Below are 22,114 nucleotides of genomic sequence, written 5' to 3'. Positions count from 1 at the left end.
TAAGATAGAAAAATTATTTTTGGTTATTCCATACAGCCTTATATAGCATGTTTTTCATAAGTTATAGCATATAGGCTTTTATTACTTTTGAAGGATCAAAAGTAACCAAAAATCCTCTGTATCACTGACGATACTTCCTGTATCGCAGTGATACGGTCGACATCCATGTCGACCTTCACGATAGCATTTGTTAACTACAAATTAAGATTGCTTAAATTTCGTGTTTCCCATAATACTTTTGCTTTTTGCATCGCTTCCTCGAAATTAGAAACCACACCCATGGTATATAACGCAATACCCATGGTTTCTGTTACGGCCATTTCCCCATATTCATGATGCTGTTGACCAAGCCAGACAGCTTTAAAGGTTGCTAAGTCTAACTCTTCTTCAATTGGGCTACGTTCAGGCGTAAGCTTTGGCAACTCATGCTCATAGAGTTCACCATTTTTAATACCGCAAATCAGCGTTTTCGCGTCTGGGTTTCGCTCGAATTCGCCGCCTTCGCCCTTAATAACTGCGCTATTTTGATAGCCTAAGCGAAGTGCACTATGCTGATGGGAAGTTCTGTAAGCAGGATGGAATATGGCTTGTAAGGTGGCTTTAGCGTTAAAAGGATTAATTAAACGCGCTAAAGTATGAATAGGTGAACGCAATCCCATGACATTTCTTAGAGATATTAATTCGCTTAAAACCGGTGAAATCACATCTAGCGGTAAGTAAGCGAAATTTTGTTCTGCCAATTGGGTGCGAACTTCTTGTTCAGAATGGCAAATTTTATAATCTAAATATTCCAAAACTTGTTCGGTATAAACTCGGTTAATGGTATGTCCGGAAGCACCATGCATTACGATTTTATAACCGTGATGAGCAAGGGTAAGAGCCGCTAATAAAAACCAAGGATAATGTTTACGTTTACCAGCATAAGATGACCAATCTAAGTCAACTTCTAAAGGTGCAAAATGAAGCTGGTCTTTGGTGGCTTGTACAAAACCTGCAAGTTCATCAATCGATTCTTCTTTAACACGTAGCAGCATTAAAAAAGCACCCAACTGAACGTCAAGAACTTCGCCTTTTAAAACCATAGTAAAAGCCTGATAGGCTTCTTCATAACTCAGTGAGCGAGATCCGGTTTTCCCCTTACCTAAAATACGGACATATTGAGCAAAGGGATGTTCAGCATCTTTATAGATATTACGTTTAGTATTCATGGCAATTCAAAACAGTAAAAATAAGGGGAGTAGGCAGCTCAAAATGAAATGTCTACAAGGACTTATCAATATGACATAAAAAACTGATGAAAAAATATCAAAAGTGTTTCTCATACTAAAGTCTTAAGGCTGCATGAGTATTTTTTGTGCGTATTAGCCAAAATTTTAATCGAATCGTTATTTAATTCGAGTAAACTTCATGTGCTTTTTTGAGCACTCATATCATAATTTTCTGTGATTCTCCTATATCTTCAGCTTTTTATTGAAAAAGTAAGAGGTTATTTCTAGCTACTCAAAGTAGTTAGAAACTTCAGGTATTCTCCTGTTTTAGAAAACAGTTTTTTGTTTTCATTGAGGTAGTAGGAAGGTTTTTTGTTATTAAAAAACCGTTTCCCTTTTGCGGTGTTCATGTGAAAGGTTAGGGCTGTGTATTCGTAAAGAATAGACGTTTCATTTTGATATTTCCAACGGACTTGGAAATATAGATTGAAGTAAAGTTATGGCTAAAAAACCGATTTATAAATCACTTTATTTTCAAGTGATTATTGCGATTATTGCGGGTGTTTTGGTAGGGCATTTCTCACCAAGTACAACGCAAATTGTTAATGGTGTTGAACAACATATTCCAGGTTTAGGTGAGCAACTCAAGCCATTAGGTGATGCTTTTATTCGTTTGATTAAAATGATCATCGCACCTGTTATTTTCTGTACAGTAGTAAGTGGTATTGCTGGTATGGAAAGCATGAAGTCAGTTGGTAAAACTGGCGGTGTTGCGTTGTTATACTTCGAGATCGTTTCAACAATCGCGCTTCTGATTGGCCTTGTGGTGATTAACATTGCAAAGCCGGGCGTAGGAATGAATGTTGATCCTGCAACTCTGGACACTTCAGGTATCCAAAAATACGTTACTTCTGGTGAGTCACAATCTACCATTGATTTCTTGATGCATATCATCCCAGATACGGTGGTTGGTGCATTTGCAAATGGTGAAATCTTACAGGTCCTTCTTTTTGCAATACTATTTGGTTTTGCGCTTCATAAGTTAGGTGATGCAGGACGCCCAGTTTTAAAGTTAATTGATCAAATTGCACACGTGTTCTTTAACATTGTGAACATGATTATGAAGCTTGCGCCAATTGGTGCATTTGGGGCAATGGCGTTTACTATCGGTAAATATGGTGTAGGTTCACTGGTACAGTTAGGCCAGCTTATTATCTGCTTCTATATTACGTGTTTACTCTTTATTTTCTTAATTTTGGGTACAATCAGCCGCATTAGTGGATTCAGTATTCTGAAAATGATTCGCCTGATTCGTGAAGAACTATTAATTGTACTTGGTACATCTTCTTCTGAATCTGTTTTGCCTCGCATGTTACGTAAACTCGAAATTGCAGGTTGTGAAAAGTCGGTTGTTGGTTTAGTTATTCCAACAGGTTATTCATTTAACCTTGATGGTACATCAATCTATTTGACTATGGCTGCAATCTTTATTGCTCAGGCAACGAATACACAGCTTGATATTCAACATCAAATTACTTTGTTGTTGGTACTTCTAATCTCATCTAAAGGTGCAGCGGGTGTAACAGGCTCTGGCTTTATTGTTATGGCAGCAACTTTATCTGCAGTAGGACATATTCCGGTAGCTGGTTTGGCATTGATTTTAGGTATTGACCGCTTCATGTCAGAAGCACGTGCTTTAACCAATCTTGTTGGTAACTCTTTGGCAACGATTGTAGTTGCAAAATGGGTGGGTGCTTTAGATAAAGATAAGCTCAATGATGCTTTAAACAACCCAGATGAAGTTGACAGAAAAATGTTGGCTCCAAAAAATCCCCAGGTTGCAGAAGGTTTAGATTAATTCGGATCTACCTATATAAAAAAAGGAAGCTTTGGCTTCCTTTTTTATTGGCTGACTGAAAAGTACAGTTTAAATGAGCAGCTAAGCCATGACAGTTGTGTAAAAAATGATTAGCATGCACAGCAATGAGATTCGATAAAACAATAAAGCCGAAGGAAAATATTATGTTGGCATATGATGCAGATTTAGAATTATTCCGTGATAATTTTAAACGTTTTATGAATGAGCATATTGCTCCACATTATGACCAATGGGAACGTGAAGGAATTATGCCGCGTTCAGTTTGGTCTCAACTGGGCGAAAATGGCTTTTTATGTGTGGATGTCCCAGAAGAATATGGTGGTTATGGCGTCCCAACGTATTATTCATTAATGTTAGTTGAAGAATCGGCTCGTGCTGGATTTTGCGCATTATCAACTGCTATTTCTTGTCACTCTGAGATTGCGGCGCCTTATATTTTACATATTGGGACCGAAGAACAAAAACAATACTGGTTACCGAAAATGGTAACAGGTGAAGTAGTCGGAGCAATTGGTATGACAGAACCGGGTGCCGGTTCAGACTTACAGTCAATGCGTACCAGTGCCATTTTGCAAGATGATCATTATTTGCTAAATGGTTCTAAAACGTTTATTTCAAATGGACAACATGCTGACCTTGTAGTGCTTGCAGTAAAAACCGATCCGCAAGCGCGTGCGAAAGGTGTATCGTTATTATTGGTGGATACTCACCTAGAAGGTTTCAAAAAAGGAACTAACCTCGACAAAATCGGATTGCATTCTCAAGACACATCTGAGCTATTTTTTGACAATGTTAAGGTTCCTAAAAATCAGTTACTCGGACAAGCTGGACAAGGTTTTGCTTATTTAATGCAAGAATTACCGCGCGAACGTACGGCTATCGCATCGACAGCGGTTGGCGCTATTCGTGGTGCAATTGATTTGGCAACCGCTTATGTAAAAGAACGTCATGCATTTGGTCAACCTATTTCACAGTTCCAAAATACTCGTTTTGTTTTAGCACAAGCAAAAATTGATGAGCTTGCGACAACAGCTTTCTATGAGCGAAATGTTGCTTTATATCAAGAAGGTAAACTTGATGTTGAGACGGCTGCCGCACTGAAAAGTTTTAGTACAGATATGCAAATGAAGGTTGCGGATAACCTATTACAACTGTTTGGTGGTTATGGTTATATGACTGAATATCCAATTTCACGCTTCTTTGTAGATGCCCGTATCCAACGTATTGACGGCGGTACAAATGAAATTATGAAAGAAATCGTAGCACGTGGATTAATCGGTAAAGCTTAATAATAGCTTCAAAAAAAGCCTACCTTTGAGTAGGCTTTTTTATTATTTAGCTGTTTTCTGCGATGGTTCATCGAATAAAGATTTACAGCTTTCTAGATTTTGGCATGAAGCAAACATAAGCGCTTTAGGTAAGCTCGCATACAAATTGGTGATATGCTGTTCAGCAGGATTATTGAAATGCCAATAAGTAAATTGGTCTGAACGTTTATTTTCTAAGACTTTAAAGAAATCGTCTTTATTAATTCTTTGATGAAACTGGGTATGTGGCCCACCTTGTTCATGTGTACCGACTGTCGTCATCAGCATTGGGAACACGGTTTGCTTTTGACTTTGCCATTGTTCTAATTCTCGAAATAACAGGCCTTGATCAAACCAGAGAGAAGGGCTTGCAGCAAAGTAACGTTGGAAGGCAGTAGGTTTTTGAAAAAAATGATAAAGCACAAACAACCCTCCAAAAGAATGCCCATAGAGACTTTGCTGTTGGCTATTAATTGGAAACTGTTTAGCGATTTCAGGCTTAAGCTCATTATTTAAAAAAGCAATAAACTGGTCAGCACCACCATATTTATATTTACCTTGTGCTTGAAACTCGGCAGAAGGTTTTGGGGTGTAATCATAAGCGCGTTTTTGCACATCAAAGGTTTTTTGCTGAGAATAGCCCACAGCTACAATAATGAGCGGATCTAAACCTAATTTTGCAGAGCCTGATCCAATCGACTGGGCAATATTCATTGCGCTTGGAAATGTTGCATTACCATCTAATATATAAAGTACCGGATAACCATGTTGGGGTGGGGCAACAGGTGGTTTATAAATTTGAATAAGGTATTCATGTCCAGTATTTTTAGATTTGATTTGGAACTGGGCCTGATTGTTGTGAAAATCGATTTTTGATTGATTTTTTACAGGGGCTTGAGCCAAAACGGAACTACTTATTAAAGAGCCTAGAAAGAAATTACAAGATAAAAAGAAAAAAGATTTAAGCATAATAAAGTTAAGAAAATGTTATAAGTCAAATAATAAATGAAAATCATTATCAAATAAAGTGATCTTATACAAAGGTTCGAGCCGGATTAATGAAAAAAGCCCATACACCCATATTGCCTAACAAATCAAAGCCGACTATTGTTATACTCTCGTTTAAAAGATGATTTTGCTGAGGCTGCCTTCCAATGATCAACGATGATCAAAACAAAACGACTTCTCTTAGTTTAGAACAAATTCGCGAAGATATTGATAGCGTAGATCAACAGATTCAAGAGTTATTAAATCGCCGCGCAAGCCTTGCTGAAGCTGTTGCGAAAGCTAAATTTGCTTCTGAAGAGAATCCTTTGTTTTATCGTCCTGAACGTGAAGCACAAGTTTTACGTAAAGTTATGGAGCGCAATCAAGGGCCTTTATCTGACGTAACTATGGCCCGTTTGTTCCGTGAAATTATGTCTGCTTGCCTTGCTTTAGAAGCTCCGCAAAGTATTGCATTTTTAGGCCCAGAAGGTACTTTTACTCAATCTGCCGTACTTAAACATTTTGGTAAAGATGCGGTTGTTCGTCCGCTACCAACTATTGATGAAGTATTCCGTGAAGTAGAAGCGGGTAGTGCGCATTATGGTGTAGTTCCGGTTGAAAACTCATCTGAAGGTATCGTAAATCATACTTTAGATTGTTTTAAAACTTCGAATTTAAATGTGATTGGTGAAGTTGAATTGCGTATTCATCATCAATTCCTTGTTTCTGAAAATACACGTAAAGACAGTATTAAGCAGATTTATGCGCATCAGCAAACTTTGGCTCAATGTCGTCAGTGGTTAGACGCACATTATCCGGGTGTTGAGCGTGTTGCCTTAAACTCAAATGCAGAAGCTGCACGCCGTATTCGCAATGAATGGCATTCAGCAGCGATTGCGTCCGATATTGCAGCAGGTATGTATAACCTTGAAATCTTGCATAGTAATATTGAAGATAATCCGGAAAATACTACTCGTTTCTTAGTGATTGGCCGTGAAAAAATTCCACAAAGTGGCAATGACAAAACTTCATTATTAATTTCAGCGCATGACCGTGCAGGTGCTTTATTAGAAATTTTAGCGCCGTTTGCAAAACATAATATTAGCTTAACGAGCATTGAGACCCGTCCAGCATTACCTGAAAAATGGGCATATGTATTCTTTATTGACTTAGAAGGTCATATCGATCAGGAAAATGTGGCTGCGGCAATTAATGAGATTCGTCCAATGGTAAAAGAACTTCGTATTTTAGGTTCTTATCCTGCTGCTGTTCTTTAATCACTCATGTTGGAATAATGACATGTATCAAGATGGACATGTCATTATGCTTAAAAAACAAATTGCTCAAAGCTTTAAATAACGTTGAGCAAAAGCAAAGTTGAAGTTATGTCACAACCCCTATTTAAAAAAGTTGCATTTATTGGTTTAGGACTCATTGGGTCGAGTTTGGCTCGCGTTATTGTTGCAGAAAAGTTGGCCACAACTATTGTGGCATCTACACGTTCGCAGAAAACTTTAGAAGATGCAAAATCACTTGGCTTAATACAAGAAGGGTTTTCCGATCCTGTAGAAGCTGTGAAAGGGGCGGATTTAGTTGTTTTAGCCTTGCCAGTGCGTGCCACTCAAAAAGTGCTTGAGCAAATTAAACCTTATTTGTCAGAAACCACAATTGTAACTGACGTGGGAAGTACAAAAGGTAATGTCGTAGATGCAGCAAAAGCTGTATTTGGTGAAGATTTACCAGCAGGGTTTGTTCCTGGGCATCCGATTGCGGGAAGTGAACACACGGGTGTCCACGCAGGTAAGGTCGATCTCTTTGCAAATCACAAAGTGATTTTGACGCCATTACCAACCAGTGCAGAATGGGCAGTTGAGAAACTGATTCAACTTTGGTCAGCTGCTAAAGCCGAAGTGATATGTATGGATGTTGCCAAACATGATGAAGTTTTGGCGCATACCAGTCATTTACCGCACTTAATGGCATTTAATCTGGTCGAGCAACTTGCAAATCGTGAAGATAACCTTGATATTTTCCGTTATGCAGCTGGTGGTTTCCGTGACTTTTCACGAATTGCTGCCAGCGATCCTCAAATGTGGCATGACATTTTCTTTGCCAATAAAACAGCTATATTAAATGCTGTAGATGGCTTCGAGAAACAACTTACCGTACTTAGAAAATTGATTGAAAACGAAGATTCTCATGCATTAATGGGTTTACTCGGCCATGCTCAGGCAGCACGTCAGCATTTCAATCATATGTTAGCCAAAAAACCTTTAATGGAGAAAAATAAGGTGACACAGCAATTCAGTATCTTACCGGGAAATAAGGCTTTTAAAGGTAAATTTACCGTACCGGGTGACAAATCTGTGTCACATCGCTCCATTATGTTTGGTGCTATTGCAGAAGGCACGACTCATGTCACTGGCTTCCTTGAAGGTGAAGATGCTTTAGCAACTTTACAAGCTTTCCGTGATATGGGTGTAAGCATTGAAGGCCCTAAAAATGGTGAAGTGACCATTCATGGCGTGGGTATGCATGGCTTAAAAGCACCAGCAAGTGCATTGTATATGGGTAACTCTGGAACAAGCATGCGTTTGCTTTCAGGTATGCTTTCTGCACAAAAGTTTGATTCTGTTATGACAGGTGATGCTTCGCTCTCTAAACGTCCAATGGAGCGTATTGCTAAGCCATTACGTTTAATGGGTGCGCAAATGCAAACGACAGGTGAGAAAGGTACACCACCTGTAAGCATTACTGGTGGTCAGCAATTAAAAGGTATTCAATATGATTTACCTATGGCATCTGCTCAGGTGAAGTCGGGTATTTTACTAGCTGGTTTATGGGCTGAAGGTGAAACTTCGGTAACTGAACCGGAACCAACACGTGATCATACAGAGCGTATGCTTCGTGCATTTGGCTATGATGTTAAAACTGAAGGCAATAAAATTTCCCTTGTGGGCGGCGGTAAGTTAGTGGGTACTAATATTCAAGTACCATCTGATATTTCATCTGCTGCTTTCTTCATGGTAGGTGCTGCAATCACTGAAGGCGCAGACGTTGTTCTGGAAGCTGTAGGTATTAATCCAACACGTACTGGCGTAATTGAAATTTTAAAACAGATGGGTGCTGACCTGACTGTTGAAAATGAGCGTATCGCTGGTGGAGAGCCTATTGCTGATATTCATATTAAAGGTTCACGTACCCTTAAAGGTATTCATATGCCTGAAGATCAAGTGCCTTTAGCAATTGATGAATTCCCAGCCTTATTTATTGCAGCGGCTTGTGCTGAAGGCCAAACAGTATTAACAGGTGCAGCAGAGCTTCGCGTGAAGGAATCTGACCGTATTCAAGTTATGGCAGATGGTTTAAAAATCATGGGCATTGATTGTACACCTACTGAAGATGGCATCATTATCGAAGGTAAAGGCAAATCTGGTGATTGGTCACCAATCTTTGCTGGTGGTGAAATTGAATCACACCATGACCACCGTATTGCCATGAGTTTTAGTATGGCAGGCCTTCGTACTTCTGGTCCGATTACAATTCACGGTACTGAAACTGTTGCTACAAGTTTCCCAACTTTTACTGAGTTGGCGAATCGTGCAGGCTTAACAATCGAAGTTAGCCAATAACTTTTGACCTAACACATTTTATAATTGCTAACACAATAGCAACGGCAGCAGCGAGCTAAAGGCTTGGCTGCTGTTTGTTTATTGCTTATGCTAAGTGCAGATAATGATAAAAGTGTTAGGACAAAGGATGAAAAAATTACAATTTATTGCCAGTTGCCCACAACATGGGGTGCTTGATCATCCACCAAATGAATGCCATATCACTCAAGAATATGTAGCGGCTTTACTGTTTAAACAATTGGGGAATTATGGTTTTGATGCACAGCATATTGTGCATGAACATGAAAAGGTGGAAGTAAGTATTGATAATCACCTTTTACCATTGTCTATTACTTGCCAGCAAACCGACCATGATGGGCATTTAATGTGTGAAATCTCTGCCAATCCTGATGAAGAACAAGACTGGTTTGAGAAAATCGAAACACAAAGTATTATTCGTCAGCTTGCACAGGCTGTTGAAAATAGCTTGAAAGCCGATCATAGCTTTTCAGCATTTGAGTGGAAAAGCTAAACATATTATTGTTAAGGCTTATTTGTGAAGTACGACTTCTTAGAAAAGTCGTACAATTTCTTTAAATTAAATATAAAAATACAAAATCTTTCCCGAAATCGCTACCTATCTTTAATGCTTTGTGTATATTGAAATTATTAAGATATTTACATAATTAGAGTGTAGTTTTCATGACACAAGTTGATATTGCAGCATTATCTCCTCAAGTCGTTTGGCAGCATTTTCAAACACTTTGTACTATTCCTCGTCCGTCAAAGCATGAACAGCAACTTCGTGAGTTTTTACAAAACTGGGCCGAAAGTCGGAATTTAGAAACTTATGTAGATCAAGTAGGAAATTTGATTATCCGAAAGGATGCAACTGCCGGTAAAGAACATGTGTCTGGAGTTATTCTTCAGGGCCATTTAGATATGGTTACACAAGCCAATACTGGTACGGTACATGACTTCTTTAAAGACCCGATTCGTCCAGTTCTTGAGGATGGCTGGCTAATTGCCAAAGACACTACTTTAGGTGCTGATAATGGCATTGGGGTGGCTTTGGCATTAGCTGTTTTAGATTCAAATGATATTGCTCATGGCCCAATAGAAGTTCTTTTAACAGTCGATGAAGAAGCAGGGATGAGTGGTGCGCGGCTTTTAGAGACAGGTGTGCTAAAAGGAAAATGGCTATTTAATATTGATACAGAAGAATGGGGTGAGTTGTATTTAGGGTGTGCTGGTAGTATTGATGTTGAGGTAGAGCAGCCGCTTAGTTATGAACCAATCCCTGAAAATTTGAATGTTGTGAATATTCAGGTGGCTGGTCTTAAAGGTGGTCACTCTGGCGTAGATATCCATTTAGGACGTGGCAATGCCAACGTTATTTTGGCTCGCTTTTTAAATCAATATTTAGCCTCTCTAGGTGGGCATCTTGTTGAGTTTACAGGTGGTACGGCCCGTAATGCTTTACCGCGAGAAGCTGTGGCAACTATTGCAATTTCGCCTAATCAGTTATCAAGCCTAGAAAAGTTACTTGCTGAATATCAAACGGTATGGAAAGAACAGCTAAAGGGTATTGATGACAACTTGCAATTAAGTATTCAATCCACTGGTGTTGAAGTGACCGAAGTGATTACTCAACAACAGCAAAATGAATGGTTGCAAGCTTTAGCAACAGGTCCTTATGGCGTTGCAAGTATGAGTCAGGTTCTACCAGATGTAGTTGAAACCTCAAATAACATTGGGGTGGTGAGACTAAATCGAGAAGGTGGAAAAGCTGTCTTAATGGTTCGTTCAATGGTGAACCAAGAAGCTCAAGATTTTGCCGAAAAAATTCAGGCCCATTTTAGCCAATTTAATATCGGCTCTACACTTACGCCGTTAGTGTCGGGTTGGACACCAAATCCAGATTCGGCTGCTCTAAAGTGCTTACAGCAGGCCTATCAAAATGCATTTAATATTGAGCCAAATCTAAAAGTAATTCATGCAGGCTTAGAATGTGGGATTATTGCCGAGCATTACCCACATTTACAGATGGTTTCTTTTGGACCGGATATTCAAGGTGCGCATGCACCGGGCGAACGAGTTAAAGTTGATACCGTAGAGAAATGCTGGAAGTTATTGGTGACAGCTTTGGCATCTGTAGAGTAGTTTTTTAAGAAATAAGAAGCTCAGTTATGAGCTTCTTAAACTTTTATATGGAAATGATATGTAGCTAATTCGATCTCACAACAAATATAATTTTTACTCGATTTTTAAAAGTTGTCCTGTTTCATTTAAAGTAAATTCATCAAAATCATTCGCTAAATAAAAATGACCTTTATAAAACTGGCGAACTTCTTCGATAATAGCTTGCTGCCCAGTCTTATCCTGATGTCTAGGGCTAAAGTGTGTCAGAATTAAATTGTCTAGAGATTGCTGCTCAGCAAATTCAGCCACCATTTTTGCTGAGCTGTGCATTGGTCCTTTACCTACTTTATCTAAGACTGTTTGCAAATAAGTTGCTTCATGAATAAGTAATTGAGCATCCTTACAAGCATCGGCTAATAATTCTGGCCGATCATTATCACCACCTATAATTGCATGAATCTGCTGATTTTGAATTTTGATAAAGTCTTGAGATTTTAAAATTCGCCCTTCAAACTCTACATCGTAGCCTCGTTTTAAATGCCCCCAAATATCGCCTTTAGGTATGCCAAGCTGAGTTAAAGCTTGAATATCTATCTTCTTCTGGGTGGATTTTATATAAATACTAAATGCAAAACTCGGAACACGATGACTTAGTGGATGTGCTTGAATAAAGAGCTCATCAGTGAGCTGCTGTGGCCGAGTTGCTTCATTAACATCAATAAATTTTATTGAATAAGGCAAATGTAAGTCTGTAAGTTGAGCAGTGATTTCAAACCATTGTTGAATTTCTTTGGGTGCAATCACGATTAATGGTTTGCTGCGTGCATTCATGCCTGCACTTGCCAGTAAACCAACTAGACCATAACAATGATCGCCGTGAACGTGTGTAATACAAATGGCAATTAAGTTTTGTAGTGAGAGTCTAGCTTGCTGAATACGATGCTGTGTACCCTCACCAGTATCAACTAAAATCCAGTCCTTATTTTTACTGTTACGAACAGCTAATCCTGAAACATTGCGTGAAAGCGTGGGTACACCTGATGATGTGCCTAAAAAGGTAAAATGAAGCATATTCTTGGAATTTTTTAGTCAAATGCGTAATTTTTATATTATAGACACTTATTAAAATTTTATAAAAATTATGGTGCATGGTAGTGACCGAGTAAAAAAATATTTTGCGCGTTTTGGTTTAAGTTGGAATAATTTTCAATCAGGACATGGCTTGAAAATGATGGGCATACTCTCAAGTTATGCCCATCAAATGCACTTTATTTCATGATAATAAAACGTGTAATGATTTGGCGAAGCTGTTTTAAATAACCTGTAAAGAAGTGGTTAGCGCCCGGCAAAATCGTAATTGGATGCTTTTGTGGTTTTGCCCACTCAATTGCATCTGAAAGTAAGGTGATGTCATCTTGCTCACCATGAATGAGTAGAATATCACCTTGAATTTCAGGTGTTTTATAGTGACGTAACCCCACAACAGTAGCTGTTGGTAAACCACATAAAATTAACTGTACTGGCTGTAATTCAGGGCTAAGCTGCGCATGACATTTTGCCAAAACATGTGAGCCAAAGCTAAAGCCACCTGCATAAAATGGCAAACCTGCATGAAGCTCACGAACATGCTCAATCACAGCTAAAATATCTTCAGTTTCTCCATGACCTTCATCATGAACACCTTCACTGCCGCCTAAACCACGGAAACTAGGACGGTAAACAATACAGCCATATTCATTAAAGATTTGGGTTAAAAGAGCAGGGACTTTATGTTGAGGGGTTCCACCTTGTAATGGGTGAGGGTGACAAACAACTGCAAAGCCTTTGATTTCACCTTCAGGGCGGTCAACGAAAAGTTCAATTTTACCTACTGGACCCTGGATGAAAATTTGCTCAGACATAGAAGAACCGCTAAATAACAATACGTAAGTGCTATTTTACCGATAGTCGTCATTGAAAACACGAGTTAGCATTAAAAAATATCTACTGTTATAGTTGGCATTAATAATAATTTTTTCAGGTTGTCTATGCTTGCTTTAATTTCTCCTGCAAAAACTTTAGATTATGAAACAGCGTTACCTACAGATGAGTTTACTCAGCCGCGCTTGTTAGAAAACTCAGCACAATTAATTGATGTTTGTCGCAAACTTTCTGCTTCGGAAATTGCGAGTCTAATGAGTGTCAGTGAAAAAATTGCCACACTTAATGCTGATCGTTTTAGAGACTGGAAGCCAGAATTTGATTTTTCAAATGCTCGTCAGGCAATTTATGCATTTAAAGGGGATGTTTATACTGGTTTAGATGCTTATCACTTAAAAGATAAAGATATTGATTTTGCTCAGCAGCATTTGCGTATGCTCTCTGGTTTATATGGTTTATTGCGTCCTTTAGATTTAATGATGCCTTATCGTTTAGAGATGGGCACTAAATTAAAAAATACGCGCGGTCATAATTTGTATGAATTTTGGGATGATATTATCACCAATCAGATTAATGAAGATCTAGCGGCAATTAAATCTGAATTGCTGGTAAATCTGGCTTCAGATGAATATTACAAGTCTGTTAATGAAAAGAAAATTAAGGCTGAAATTGTGAAGCCTATTTTCCTTGACCAGAAAAATGGCAAATATAAAGTCATTAGTTTCTATGCGAAAAAAGCACGTGGTTTAATGGCTCGTTTTATTATTGAAAACCAATTAAATAAAGCTGAAGACATCAAAGCGTTTAATACCGAGGGTTACTACTTTGATGCTGATAACTCATCGGCAAAAGAGTTGGTGTTTAAGCGTGATGAACAATAATCCTAAGCGTGGTTAATAGATGCTGATACAGCTTTACTTATTAAAACTGGAACTTTTTTGGTTTGAGCTGCATCAGCATTATCATTTTTCTGAACCGCAGAAAATTTTAAATGAACTTATTGCTGCTTATAGTGAAAAGCAGCGAGCCTACCACACCGTACAACATTTATATGAATGTTTGAGTTTAATTGAGACGATTCAGTCCGAATTAAATGATCCGTATGCTGTTGCATTGGCTCTCTGGTTCCATGATGTAGTCTACGAACCTCAAGCGCTAGATAATGAACTTAAAAGTGCCGAGTTATTTGAGCAATTAATGGCTCAAGATTTACAGCTCGATACAATGCAGAAAATAAAGCGTTGGATTCTTGCGACTCAAAAGCATGCACCAACCGGTGAAACAGATTTGCAATTTTTGTTAGATATCGATTTAGCTATTTTGGCAGCAACACCTGAACGTTTTATCCAGTATGAACAGCAAATTCAGCAAGAATATGCTTGGGTTGATCCAGAAGTATATGCGATTAAGCGAAAAGAAGTTTTAAAGCATTTTTATCAGTCTGAGCCGCTTTATCAAACTGCATATTTCCAAAAGAATTTTGAGTTAAACGCCAAGCAAAATTTAAAGAAAATATTGGAATAGCCTAAGCTAAATATAAAATTTAGATCTGTTGATTGAATAAAGTGATATAGATTTTTAATCTTTTTTGAAAAGTGAAAATGGTTACATGAGAGGAGAGAGGAACCACTGAAAAAAACAGTGATTCCTTAGAAATAAATTATTTAAAGAAATAACCTGTTTCTGGTGAACTTGCATTTGCCATGCGTTTGCGTGGCATACGCCCAGCTAAAAATGCTTCACGTCCTGCTTCAACAGCTTTCTTCATTGCAGAAGCCATCAAAATAGGATTTTGAGCAGCTGCAATCGCGGTGTTCATCAATACGCCATCACAACCAAGCTCCATCGCAATCGCAGCGTCACTTGCTGTACCAACACCTGCATCTACTAAAACCGGTACTTTGGCATTTTCTTTAATAATTGAAATGGTATGCGGGTTTAAAATACCTAGGCCTGAACCAATCAAACTACCTAAAGGCATAATTGCAACACAGCCCATACTTTCAAGTTCTTGAGCAATGATTGGGTCGTCAGAGGTATAGACCATAATCTCAAAACCGTCATCAATCAAAGTGCGAGCGGCTTTTAAAGTCTCGGTTACATTTGGATATAAAGTTTTTTCATCACCCAACACTTCAAGTTTTACTAGGTTGTGACCATCAAGTAGCTCGCGCGCTAGCATACACGTGCGTACTGCGCTGTCAGCGTCAAAACAACCTGCAGTATTTGGCAAGATTGTATATTTTTCTGGTGGAATGACAGAAAGTAAATTCGGTTGATCTGGATTTTGTCCAATATTCACACGGCGGATTGCGACAGTTACGATTTCTGCACCACTAGCCTGAATGGCTAAATCCGTTTCATTTAAGTCTTTATATTTCCCTGTTCCTACCAATAAACGAGATTGAAAAGAACGTGAACCAATAATGAGAGGGGTGTCTTGCATGGATAACTCCGACTTAGCCGCCGCCAACAGCGTGAATAATTTCGATACGGTCATGTTGAGCAATAGAAATTTGCTCTAATTTGCTTTTAGGCACGATTTGCTGATTGTGTTCAACAGCAAAACGTTTCCCTTCAAGTGCCAGTTCCTGAATGAGTTGCAACAGGTTTTGGCTAGGCGTGTCCGTTAATTCGCCATTTAAATAAATTTGCATGATCACATTCCGATTATTTTGCGTATTTGAAAGCATTCCAAGCCAAGATTAGCCATCCAGCAATCATTAAAGCTCCACCTATTGGCGTAATTGCGCCTAATATCCGCGGTAAACCCACTGCCATGATATAAAGCGAACCACAAAAGAACAGAATGCCAATCTGAATAAGCAAGAAAGATAACTTGATTGGGAAATGAGGAAGAACCTTGCTTAAAATACCAAGCGCTAACAATCCAAGCGCATGATAAAAAAAGTAGTCGGTTGCAGTCTGCCACCAAGCAAGTTGTTCAGGGCTCGCGTGAGCTTTAAGACCATGTGCTCCAAAAGCACCCAACATGACTGCGAAAGCAAGATTAAGGGCTGAAATGGCAATCCACATAACAAAAAACGCAACTGAATAATGAAAGGCAACGTTACCATAGAATAGGTTGGCTAAACATAGCCAGATAAAACAAAAGGGCTTATCGCCCTTTTATTTTTTCATTTTCTTTAGCTTGCAGACATTGCGACTTTAATTTTTTCCATCGCATTCTTTTCAAGCTGACGAATACGTTCGGCAGAAACATTATATTCGGCAGCAAGCTCATGGAGGGTAGATTTATCGTCATCTAACCAACGGCGCTGCAAAATATTACGTGAACGGTCATCTAGCTGGTTCATTGCGTCATGCAAAGCAGATGTACTTTGTTCTTCCCAATCCTCATTTTCTACTAAACGAGCAGGGTCATAACGATTATCTTCAAGATATAACACTGGCGCAGTGTGCGGGGTGTCATCATCGTCATCGCCTTGAGCTTCAAAAGCAGCATCATATGCTGTTAAACGACCTTCCATTTCCAAAACTTGTTCTGGAGTAACATTTAAGTCGTTTGCAATAGATTGTGCTTCTTCTAATGTGAGCTTTTTACTCGATTTTTTTAAGCTGCGTAAATTGAAGAAAAGTTTACGCTGAGCTTTGGTTGTTGCAATTTTTACAATACGCCAGTTACGAATAACATATTCGTGAATTTCTGCCTTAATCCAGTGGACGGCAAAAGATACAAGACGTACGCCCATATTTGGGTCAAAACGTTTTACGGCTTTCATTAAGCCTAAGTTACCTTCTTGAATAAGGTCACCTTGAGGTAGGCCATAACCTGCATAGCTGCGCGCAATGTGAACGACGAAGCGTAAATGCGACATTACCAGCATTTTTGCGGCATCAAGATCTTGGTCATAATAATAACGCTCAGCAAGCTCTTTTTCTTGCTCAGCCGTTAAAATAGGAATCTGATTGACAGTACTGATATATGCACCAAGGTTTACACCGGGCGCAGACAATGACAGGGGCATCAATTGATTGCTGCTGTCACTCATGAGTTCTCCTTATAGGATAGGATGGATTAACCAATAAGTTCATCTTAATTTGAATCGGCTTCATAATTAAGGAAAATTGGGTATAGAAATGTAAAATTTTATGCAGTTTCTAATCTTTTAGTTTAGCAAAGAATTATTGAGTTTCAATTAAATAGTGAAATTCTCTTTCTGAAATCTGCATGGTTTGACACGTAAAATGATGTAATTGGCAATAACGTGTTACATCAATTTCACTATGCGGGTCAGATGATTTTAATAAGAATAGTTGTTTTCCCGATAATTTTTTAAGTTCACGTTTCAACATTAATAATGGCATTGGACAAGGTTGACCAAGGGCATTAATTTCAATAGGCGTCGTAGCGGAAGAAGTAGTGCTCATTCATCATCAAAACAACTAAAAAAATTATTTTAACAAATTTTTGTAAACACTACATAACTTTATATAAAGAACAACTAATCAATACTGATAAAAATTATTGTAATAAGCTGTTTAAAAAAACAGCTAAAAATAGGGGAAATAAATGAAAAAAATTCTATTAATTGTCATAAACCCGTGTTAAGCTCGAACCGTTTTAGGAATTACCACACAGTTAAATTGTTTTAATAACCCTATAACAAATGGATGTAACCGGAAATTGTTGATAGTTTTACAGAATGATTACAAGCTTTAAGATTATAAAAATTTTAAAACCTTGTTTGCTCTGCTGTTTGCAACACCGGAAGGTCCTTTTTTCATCATCTGAGGATTGACTTATGACAGCTCGTGAACAAGGCGTAGTAAAGTGGTTTAATGACACTAAAGGCTTTGGTTTTATTCAACGTAACGGCGGCGACGATGTATTCGTTCACTTCCGTGCAATCGTAGGTGACGGTCACCGTTCTCTACGTGACGGTCAACGTGTAGAATTTAGCGTTGTACAAGGTCAAAAAGGTTTTCAAGCTGAAAACGTTCAGCCTTTAGACTAATTCATCTTTTTGATGAATCATGGACGCTCCAATTTTTGAATTGGGGCGTTTTTGTTTATAATGATCTTCTCATTCGAGAGATTGTTTGTTAGAGCGCGTATTTATGACATCTGGTTTTGAAACCTTGAATTTACATCCGCAACTTAAAAAGGCGATTGATGCTTTAGGGTTTACTCAAATGACCCCAATTCAGCAAAAGGTTTTAAAATATACATTAGCCGGGCATGATGCAATTGGGCGAGCACAGACAGGAACAGGTAAGACTGCTGCCTTTCTGATTAGTGTAATTAATGATTTGCTCAATAATCCGGTTCAGGAGCAACGCTTCCGTGGTGAGCCTCGTGCTTTAATCTTAGCACCTACTCGTGAGTTGGCATTGCAGATTGAAAGTGATGCAAAATCTCTCACAAAATTTTCTAATTTACACCTAGTGACCCTATTAGGTGGCGTTGATTTCGATAAGCAGAAGAAGCAACTTGATGCTAATTTTGTCGATATCATGGTTGCCACACCAGGGCGTTTAATTGATTTTGTAGAACAAAAAGAAGTTTGGCTCGATCAAATTGAATTTTTAGTGATTGATGAAGCTGACCGTTTATTGGATATGGGCTTTATTCCTTCCGTAAAACGTATTGTGCGTTATTCACCACGTAAGGAACAACGACAAACCTTAATGTTCTCTGCAACATTTAGTTATGATGTCTTGAACTTGGCAAGACAATGGTTATTTGAACCAGTAACTGTTGAAATTGAACCTGAACAAAAGACCAATAATGATGTCGAACAACGTGTTTACGTTGTGGCTAAACAGGATAAATATCGTCTTTTACAAGATATTTTACGTGAAGAGCCAATTGATAAAGTCATGATCTTTGCCAATCGCCGTGATCAGGTACGTCGTCTTTACGACCATTTGAAAAAAGATGGATACAAAGTGGGGATGCTATCTGGTGAAATTGCTCAAGATAAACGTTTAAAAATGTTGGAGCAGTTTAAGCAAGGCAAACATAACATCATGATCGCAACCGATGTTGCTGGTCGTGGTATTCATGTAGACGGTGTATCACATGTAGTGAATTTTACATTACCTGAGCAGTCTGATGATTATGTCCATCGTATTGGTCGTACAGGTCGTGCAGGGGCACAAGGGGTAAGTATTAGTTTCTTATCTGAAGATGATGCTTTCTATTTACCTGAAATTGAAAAAGCAATTGGTAAGAAATTGCCTCTAACCCGACTAGATGGTTATTGCTAATAAAAAATCCCAATCATTTGATTGGGATTTTTTTTTGATTAATTTATTTTACAATAGAAGGTAAGCGTTGTTTGATAGTCATCATCTTTTGCTAAAGATGCATTTTTACCAGTTAAAGTACCAATGACACCCGCAGCAGCTTCTACCATTTGACCAGTCTTTTCACTTACCACATCTTTTAAGACCCCATGGTAAGACGTTTTTTCATCAACAATAACTGGCGTTGTGCTCTTAGAGCATGTTTTTTGTGCAGCAGTAACCGCATTATTCTTTGCAATTAAATTGGTTTTGCCAATTCCAGTCACTTCAAACTGATTATTTTCTTTTTGAATCGCTAAAGTGTTTTTAGGCGTGGTTGCACAAGCACCTAGTAATAAAACAACACCGCTCATTGCGCTCGCTAAAATTATTTTTTTCATAATGCACCTAAGTTAATCACCAAAAGATAGGGTTATTTGAACATAAGTTTTCTAATTGATTTTGAAGACGTTGTATGAGTTTTGATGTTTTGTATTAAAAAATGTCAAACTATGAATTCACTAAGTTTATAAGCTAGATTCAATGGTGGATTAACGGTAGATTATGCTAATCTATTTCGAATTTTTGAGTTAGATTAATATTAATGACGGATTCAGCAATACAAATAATTCACCAAAATATTCATCAGCGTCAGTCTATTGGCCAATTAGTTGAGCCAGCCCCAAATACAGACCAGTTAGAGTTGGCTTTTCAGGCAGCTTTAACAGCTCCAGATCATCATAGACTTAAGCCAACACGTTTTGTAATTGTGTCAGGTGACCAACGTGCTGCTTTTGGTGAAGTTCTGGCAAAAGCATTGGTCGATTTGGGTGAGTCTGATCCTGCACAGCTTGAACGTGTGAAGCAACATCCTTTTCGAGCTCCTTTACTTATTTTAGCTCTTACGCAGTTACAAGATCATCCGAAAGTTCCACACTTCGAACAAATTTTGAGTACAGGCGCAGCAGTACAAAATCTTTTGTTATCTTTACAAGCTCAAGGGTTCTCGACCATGTGGCGTAGTGGTGCCGTTGTCGAATCAAACTGGTTAAAACAGCATTTAGGTCTGCAACCGCATGATTTGATTTCAGGTATTATTTATGTCGGCACAGCAGCTAAAGCAATTGCACCGCGTGCAGATATTGATAGTAAAGAATTCGTAAAAGTTTGGCAGGCTTAAACGTCTGTAAAAGTAAGAAATAGGATAATAAAGCATGGCTGAATTTAAGTTTACAGATTTGGTGGAACCTGTTGCGGTCGATAAAAAAACGGCATTACGTATTACCGTTTTAGGGGGCGGTAGCTTTGGTACAGCTATGGCAAATTTAGCTGCTCGTAATGGCTGCGATACCATGATCTGGATTCGTGATGCCGAAACAGCAGAAGAAATTAATAAAACCCATATTAATAAACGTTATTTACCAGACTTCACTTTAGAATCTTCATTACGTGCAGTTTCTGATCTTGAGCAAGCGGTATGTGATCGAGATATTATTTTAGTTGCAATTCCAAGCCACTCATTCCGTGATGTTTTAAAACAAATAGCGCCTTATATTACTGCACAAGCTGTGGTGTCTTTAACCAAAGGTGTTGAAGCTAAAACATTTAGCTTCATGAGTGATATTATTCGTGAAGAATTACCAGAAGTGCCGTATGGCGTATTGTCAGGACCAAATCTCGCTAAAGAAATTATGGCAGGTATGCCTTCTGGTACTGTAATTGCAAGTGATTCTGAACTCGTCCGTTATGCCGTACAACATGCACTTCATAGTGCGTTATTCCGCGTTTTTGGTAGCGATGATGTGCATGGAGTTGAGTTAGGCGGTGCGCTTAAGAATATTTATGCCGTTGCTATGGGAATTGGAGCAGCATATAAAATTGGTGAAAATACCAAGAGTATGATTTTAACGCGTGCTTTGGCTGAAATGAGCCGTTTCGCGGTAAAACAAGGTGCAAACCCACTTACGTTCTTAGGTTTATCTGGAGTAGGTGATTTATTTGCGACTTGTAATAGTCCATTAAGCCGTAATTATCAAATTGGTTATGCGCTAGGTTCTGGTAAAACGCTTGAACAAGCGAGTAAAGAATTAGGTCAAACTGCAGAAGGTATTAACACGATTGTTCAGGTGCGTGGCAAGGCACAAGAACTAGACGTATATATGCCAATTACCAATGCTTTATATGAGGTCATTTTTGAAGGCGCTCCACCATTAAATATTGCACTTTCTCTTATGAAAAATGGACACCGTAGTGATGTTGAGTTTGTTTTACCTCATCATGAAGTCTGACGAATAAATGTCATAAATTGTGGTTATAATGCAGGAATTGTTTACAAGGAAATTTTATGCAACTGACATTAGTTCGTCATGGGGAAGCTGCTCCGCCAGTAAATGGTAATGATATTAAACGTCCCCTTACTGCGCGTGGATATGCACAGGCTGAGCAAACGGCAACCTTTTTAAAGGATATTGTAAAACCAGATATTTTTGTTGTTAGTCCTTTGCTGCGTGCTCAGGAAACGTTGGCGCATATCCAGACCTATTTTAAAGATGTGCCAGTGTTGTTATGCGACAAAATTAAGCCTGACGATGATGCAAAAGAAGCGATTGAATGGCTATCTCAAATTCCTTATGATTCGATTGTGGTTGTTTGCCATATGAATGTGGTAGGGCATATTGCAGAGTTACTTACTCATGAAAATTTCAATCCATTTGCACTTGCTGAAGCTAGAATTTATGATCAAGCTGTTATTGCAAATGGTTTATCAACACAAAAAAATAGTTTTATACCCACAATATAATTAAAAAG

23 protein-coding genes are annotated in these 22,114 nt (G+C 38.4%); 13 read left to right on the top strand and 10 right to left on the bottom strand.

Annotation, left to right across the window (positions count from 1 at the left end; all coding sequences use genetic code 11):
- Positions 1-194: 194 nt before the first annotated feature.
- Complete coding sequence (locus R5R67_RS07770) at positions 195-1,208, bottom strand: glycosyl transferase family protein (protein ID WP_001093425.1); 1,014 nt, start codon at positions 1,206-1,208, stop codon at positions 195-197.
- A 499-nt stretch (positions 1,209-1,707) separates the two neighbouring features.
- On the opposite strand from R5R67_RS07770, the gene R5R67_RS07765 reads away from it, so the two are divergent.
- Both R5R67_RS07765 and R5R67_RS07760 read left to right on the top strand, forming a co-directional pair.
- Positions 1,708-3,066 carry a dicarboxylate/amino acid:cation symporter gene (locus tag R5R67_RS07765; protein WP_001085436.1) on the top strand — a complete coding sequence of 453 codons (1,359 nt, stop codon included), beginning with the start codon at positions 1,708-1,710 and terminating at the stop codon, positions 3,064-3,066.
- 164 nt (positions 3,067-3,230) lie between these two features.
- A complete protein-coding gene (locus tag R5R67_RS07760; protein ID WP_318754799.1) occupies positions 3,231-4,376 on the top strand; it encodes an acyl-CoA dehydrogenase family protein in 1,146 nt (381 codons plus the stop codon).
- Between the two features lie 42 nt (positions 4,377-4,418).
- On the opposite strand, the gene R5R67_RS07755 is transcribed toward R5R67_RS07760, so the two are convergent.
- Positions 4,419-5,363: an alpha/beta hydrolase gene (locus tag R5R67_RS07755; RefSeq protein ID WP_157832716.1), complete on the bottom strand. Its 945-nt coding sequence runs from the start codon at positions 5,361-5,363 to the stop codon at positions 4,419-4,421.
- Between the two features lie 185 nt (positions 5,364-5,548).
- On the opposite strand from R5R67_RS07755, the gene pheA reads away from it, so the two are divergent.
- The 4 genes from pheA (at position 5,549) to R5R67_RS07735 (ending at position 11,155) form a co-directional block, all read left to right on the top strand.
- The gene (gene pheA, locus R5R67_RS07750; protein WP_000606364.1) at positions 5,549-6,658 is read left to right on the top strand and encodes a prephenate dehydratase; all 1,110 of its coding nucleotides are present in this window, start codon (positions 5,549-5,551) and stop codon (positions 6,656-6,658) included.
- A 108-nt stretch (positions 6,659-6,766) separates the two neighbouring features.
- Positions 6,767-9,013: a bifunctional prephenate dehydrogenase/3-phosphoshikimate 1-carboxyvinyltransferase gene (locus R5R67_RS07745; RefSeq protein WP_000082055.1), complete on the top strand. Its 2,247-nt coding sequence runs from the start codon at positions 6,767-6,769 to the stop codon at positions 9,011-9,013.
- A gap of 127 nt (positions 9,014-9,140) precedes the next feature.
- Positions 9,141-9,524 (top strand): hypothetical protein, encoded by a 384-nt coding sequence (locus tag R5R67_RS07740; RefSeq protein WP_000735997.1) that lies wholly within the window; start codon positions 9,141-9,143, stop codon positions 9,522-9,524.
- Between the two features lie 170 nt (positions 9,525-9,694).
- Complete coding sequence (locus tag R5R67_RS07735; protein WP_000195392.1) at positions 9,695-11,155, top strand: aminoacyl-histidine dipeptidase; 1,461 nt, start codon at positions 9,695-9,697, stop codon at positions 11,153-11,155.
- A 93-nt stretch (positions 11,156-11,248) separates the two neighbouring features.
- Here R5R67_RS07735 and R5R67_RS07730 read toward each other — a convergent pair whose 3' ends face one another.
- Positions 11,249-12,205 (bottom strand): ribonuclease Z, encoded by a 957-nt coding sequence (locus R5R67_RS07730; protein ID WP_000902242.1) that lies wholly within the window; start codon positions 12,203-12,205, stop codon positions 11,249-11,251.
- A 197-nt stretch (positions 12,206-12,402) separates the two neighbouring features.
- On the bottom strand, positions 12,403-13,035 hold the full coding sequence (locus R5R67_RS07725) for an alpha/beta hydrolase (protein WP_000003113.1): 633 nt from the start codon (positions 13,033-13,035) through the stop codon (positions 12,403-12,405).
- Positions 13,036-13,161: 126 nt separating this feature from the next.
- On the opposite strand from R5R67_RS07725, the gene yaaA reads away from it, so the two are divergent.
- Together yaaA and R5R67_RS07715 are read left to right on the top strand one after the other, a co-directional pair.
- Positions 13,162-13,935, top strand: coding sequence for a peroxide stress protein YaaA (yaaA, locus tag R5R67_RS07720; RefSeq protein ID WP_000880410.1), 774 nt, complete (start codon positions 13,162-13,164; stop codon positions 13,933-13,935).
- Positions 13,936-13,954: 19 nt separating this feature from the next.
- Entirely contained in the window at positions 13,955-14,578 is a 624-nt protein-coding gene (locus tag R5R67_RS07715) for a hypothetical protein (RefSeq protein WP_000908222.1), read from the top strand.
- A 136-nt stretch (positions 14,579-14,714) separates the two neighbouring features.
- Here the strand turns inward: R5R67_RS07715 and R5R67_RS07710 are convergent, their stop codons facing one another.
- The 5 genes from R5R67_RS07710 to R5R67_RS07690 form a co-directional block, all read right to left on the bottom strand.
- Positions 14,715-15,500, bottom strand: a complete 786-nt coding sequence (locus R5R67_RS07710) for a thiazole synthase (RefSeq protein ID WP_001154366.1) — start codon at positions 15,498-15,500, stop codon at positions 14,715-14,717.
- Positions 15,501-15,513: 13 nt separating this feature from the next.
- Positions 15,514-15,711 (bottom strand): sulfur carrier protein ThiS, encoded by a 198-nt coding sequence (thiS, locus tag R5R67_RS07705; RefSeq protein ID WP_001167819.1) that lies wholly within the window; start codon positions 15,709-15,711, stop codon positions 15,514-15,516.
- Between the two features lie 13 nt (positions 15,712-15,724).
- Complete coding sequence (locus tag R5R67_RS07700) at positions 15,725-16,090, bottom strand: DUF423 domain-containing protein (protein ID WP_000264716.1); 366 nt, start codon at positions 16,088-16,090, stop codon at positions 15,725-15,727.
- Positions 16,091-16,200: 110 nt separating this feature from the next.
- On the bottom strand, positions 16,201-17,067 hold the full coding sequence (rpoH, locus tag R5R67_RS07695; RefSeq protein WP_001285359.1) for an RNA polymerase sigma factor RpoH: 867 nt from the start codon (positions 17,065-17,067) through the stop codon (positions 16,201-16,203).
- A gap of 133 nt (positions 17,068-17,200) precedes the next feature.
- The gene (locus tag R5R67_RS07690; protein WP_000108398.1) at positions 17,201-17,446 is read right to left on the bottom strand and encodes a sulfurtransferase TusA family protein; all 246 of its coding nucleotides are present in this window, start codon (positions 17,444-17,446) and stop codon (positions 17,201-17,203) included.
- Between the two features lie 374 nt (positions 17,447-17,820).
- Between R5R67_RS07690 and R5R67_RS07680 the strand changes: the two genes are divergently transcribed.
- Positions 17,821-18,033, top strand: coding sequence for a cold-shock protein (locus tag R5R67_RS07680; RefSeq protein ID WP_000126912.1), 213 nt, complete (start codon positions 17,821-17,823; stop codon positions 18,031-18,033).
- A gap of 103 nt (positions 18,034-18,136) precedes the next feature.
- Positions 18,137-19,288 (top strand): ATP-dependent RNA helicase RhlB, encoded by a 1,152-nt coding sequence (gene rhlB, locus R5R67_RS07675; protein ID WP_000200418.1) that lies wholly within the window; start codon positions 18,137-18,139, stop codon positions 19,286-19,288.
- A 38-nt stretch (positions 19,289-19,326) separates the two neighbouring features.
- Here rhlB and R5R67_RS07670 read toward each other — a convergent pair whose 3' ends face one another.
- The gene (locus R5R67_RS07670) at positions 19,327-19,707 is read right to left on the bottom strand and encodes a hypothetical protein (protein ID WP_000720482.1); all 381 of its coding nucleotides are present in this window, start codon (positions 19,705-19,707) and stop codon (positions 19,327-19,329) included.
- A gap of 203 nt (positions 19,708-19,910) precedes the next feature.
- Here R5R67_RS07670 and R5R67_RS07665 point away from each other — a divergent pair, with 203 nt between their 5' ends.
- From R5R67_RS07665 to R5R67_RS07655, 3 genes are read left to right on the top strand one after another with little or no spacing between them, the layout of a single operon-like run.
- Positions 19,911-20,486 carry a nitroreductase gene (locus R5R67_RS07665; RefSeq protein WP_000132180.1) on the top strand — a complete coding sequence of 192 codons (576 nt, stop codon included), beginning with the start codon at positions 19,911-19,913 and terminating at the stop codon, positions 20,484-20,486.
- 34 nt (positions 20,487-20,520) lie between these two features.
- Positions 20,521-21,594: an NAD(P)H-dependent glycerol-3-phosphate dehydrogenase gene (locus R5R67_RS07660; RefSeq protein WP_000807316.1), complete on the top strand. Its 1,074-nt coding sequence runs from the start codon at positions 20,521-20,523 to the stop codon at positions 21,592-21,594.
- Positions 21,595-21,650: 56 nt separating this feature from the next.
- Positions 21,651-22,106 (top strand): SixA phosphatase family protein, encoded by a 456-nt coding sequence (locus tag R5R67_RS07655; protein ID WP_001177599.1) that lies wholly within the window; start codon positions 21,651-21,653, stop codon positions 22,104-22,106.
- Positions 22,107-22,114: the final 8 nt, after the last annotated feature.

The sequence above is a fragment of the Acinetobacter sp. OYA S30 genome (assembly GCF_033599315.1).
Classification (GTDB): domain Bacteria; phylum Pseudomonadota; class Gammaproteobacteria; order Pseudomonadales; family Moraxellaceae; genus Acinetobacter; species Acinetobacter baumannii.
Note: the sequence above shows the minus strand (reverse complement) of the source record. Positions and strands in the feature narration are given on the sequence as shown.

Coding starts and splice junctions, on each gene's coding strand:
- R5R67_RS07770 (WP_001093425.1), bottom strand. CDS start 1,208: ATGAATACTAAACGTAATATCTATAAAGATGCTGAACATCCCTTTGCT.
- R5R67_RS07765 (WP_001085436.1), top strand. CDS start 1,708: ATGGCTAAAAAACCGATTTATAAATCACTTTATTTTCAAGTGATTATT.
- R5R67_RS07760 (WP_318754799.1), top strand. CDS start 3,231: ATGTTGGCATATGATGCAGATTTAGAATTATTCCGTGATAATTTTAAA.
- R5R67_RS07755 (WP_157832716.1), bottom strand. CDS start 5,363: ATGCTTAAATCTTTTTTCTTTTTATCTTGTAATTTCTTTCTAGGCTCT.
- pheA (WP_000606364.1), top strand. CDS start 5,549: ATGATCAACGATGATCAAAACAAAACGACTTCTCTTAGTTTAGAACAA.
- R5R67_RS07745 (WP_000082055.1), top strand. CDS start 6,767: ATGTCACAACCCCTATTTAAAAAAGTTGCATTTATTGGTTTAGGACTC.
- R5R67_RS07740 (WP_000735997.1), top strand. CDS start 9,141: ATGAAAAAATTACAATTTATTGCCAGTTGCCCACAACATGGGGTGCTT.
- R5R67_RS07735 (WP_000195392.1), top strand. CDS start 9,695: ATGACACAAGTTGATATTGCAGCATTATCTCCTCAAGTCGTTTGGCAG.
- R5R67_RS07730 (WP_000902242.1), bottom strand. CDS start 12,205: ATGCTTCATTTTACCTTTTTAGGCACATCATCAGGTGTACCCACGCTT.
- R5R67_RS07725 (WP_000003113.1), bottom strand. CDS start 13,035: ATGTCTGAGCAAATTTTCATCCAGGGTCCAGTAGGTAAAATTGAACTT.
- yaaA (WP_000880410.1), top strand. CDS start 13,162: ATGCTTGCTTTAATTTCTCCTGCAAAAACTTTAGATTATGAAACAGCG.
- R5R67_RS07715 (WP_000908222.1), top strand. CDS start 13,955: ATGCTGATACAGCTTTACTTATTAAAACTGGAACTTTTTTGGTTTGAG.
- R5R67_RS07710 (WP_001154366.1), bottom strand. CDS start 15,500: ATGCAAGACACCCCTCTCATTATTGGTTCACGTTCTTTTCAATCTCGT.
- thiS (WP_001167819.1), bottom strand. CDS start 15,711: ATGCAAATTTATTTAAATGGCGAATTAACGGACACGCCTAGCCAAAAC.
- R5R67_RS07700 (WP_000264716.1), bottom strand. CDS start 16,090: ATGTGGATTGCCATTTCAGCCCTTAATCTTGCTTTCGCAGTCATGTTG.
- rpoH (WP_001285359.1), bottom strand. CDS start 17,067: ATGAGTGACAGCAGCAATCAATTGATGCCCCTGTCATTGTCTGCGCCC.
- R5R67_RS07690 (WP_000108398.1), bottom strand. CDS start 17,446: ATGAGCACTACTTCTTCCGCTACGACGCCTATTGAAATTAATGCCCTT.
- R5R67_RS07680 (WP_000126912.1), top strand. CDS start 17,821: ATGACAGCTCGTGAACAAGGCGTAGTAAAGTGGTTTAATGACACTAAA.
- rhlB (WP_000200418.1), top strand. CDS start 18,137: ATGACATCTGGTTTTGAAACCTTGAATTTACATCCGCAACTTAAAAAG.
- R5R67_RS07670 (WP_000720482.1), bottom strand. CDS start 19,707: ATGAAAAAAATAATTTTAGCGAGCGCAATGAGCGGTGTTGTTTTATTA.
- R5R67_RS07665 (WP_000132180.1), top strand. CDS start 19,911: ATGACGGATTCAGCAATACAAATAATTCACCAAAATATTCATCAGCGT.
- R5R67_RS07660 (WP_000807316.1), top strand. CDS start 20,521: ATGGCTGAATTTAAGTTTACAGATTTGGTGGAACCTGTTGCGGTCGAT.
- R5R67_RS07655 (WP_001177599.1), top strand. CDS start 21,651: ATGCAACTGACATTAGTTCGTCATGGGGAAGCTGCTCCGCCAGTAAAT.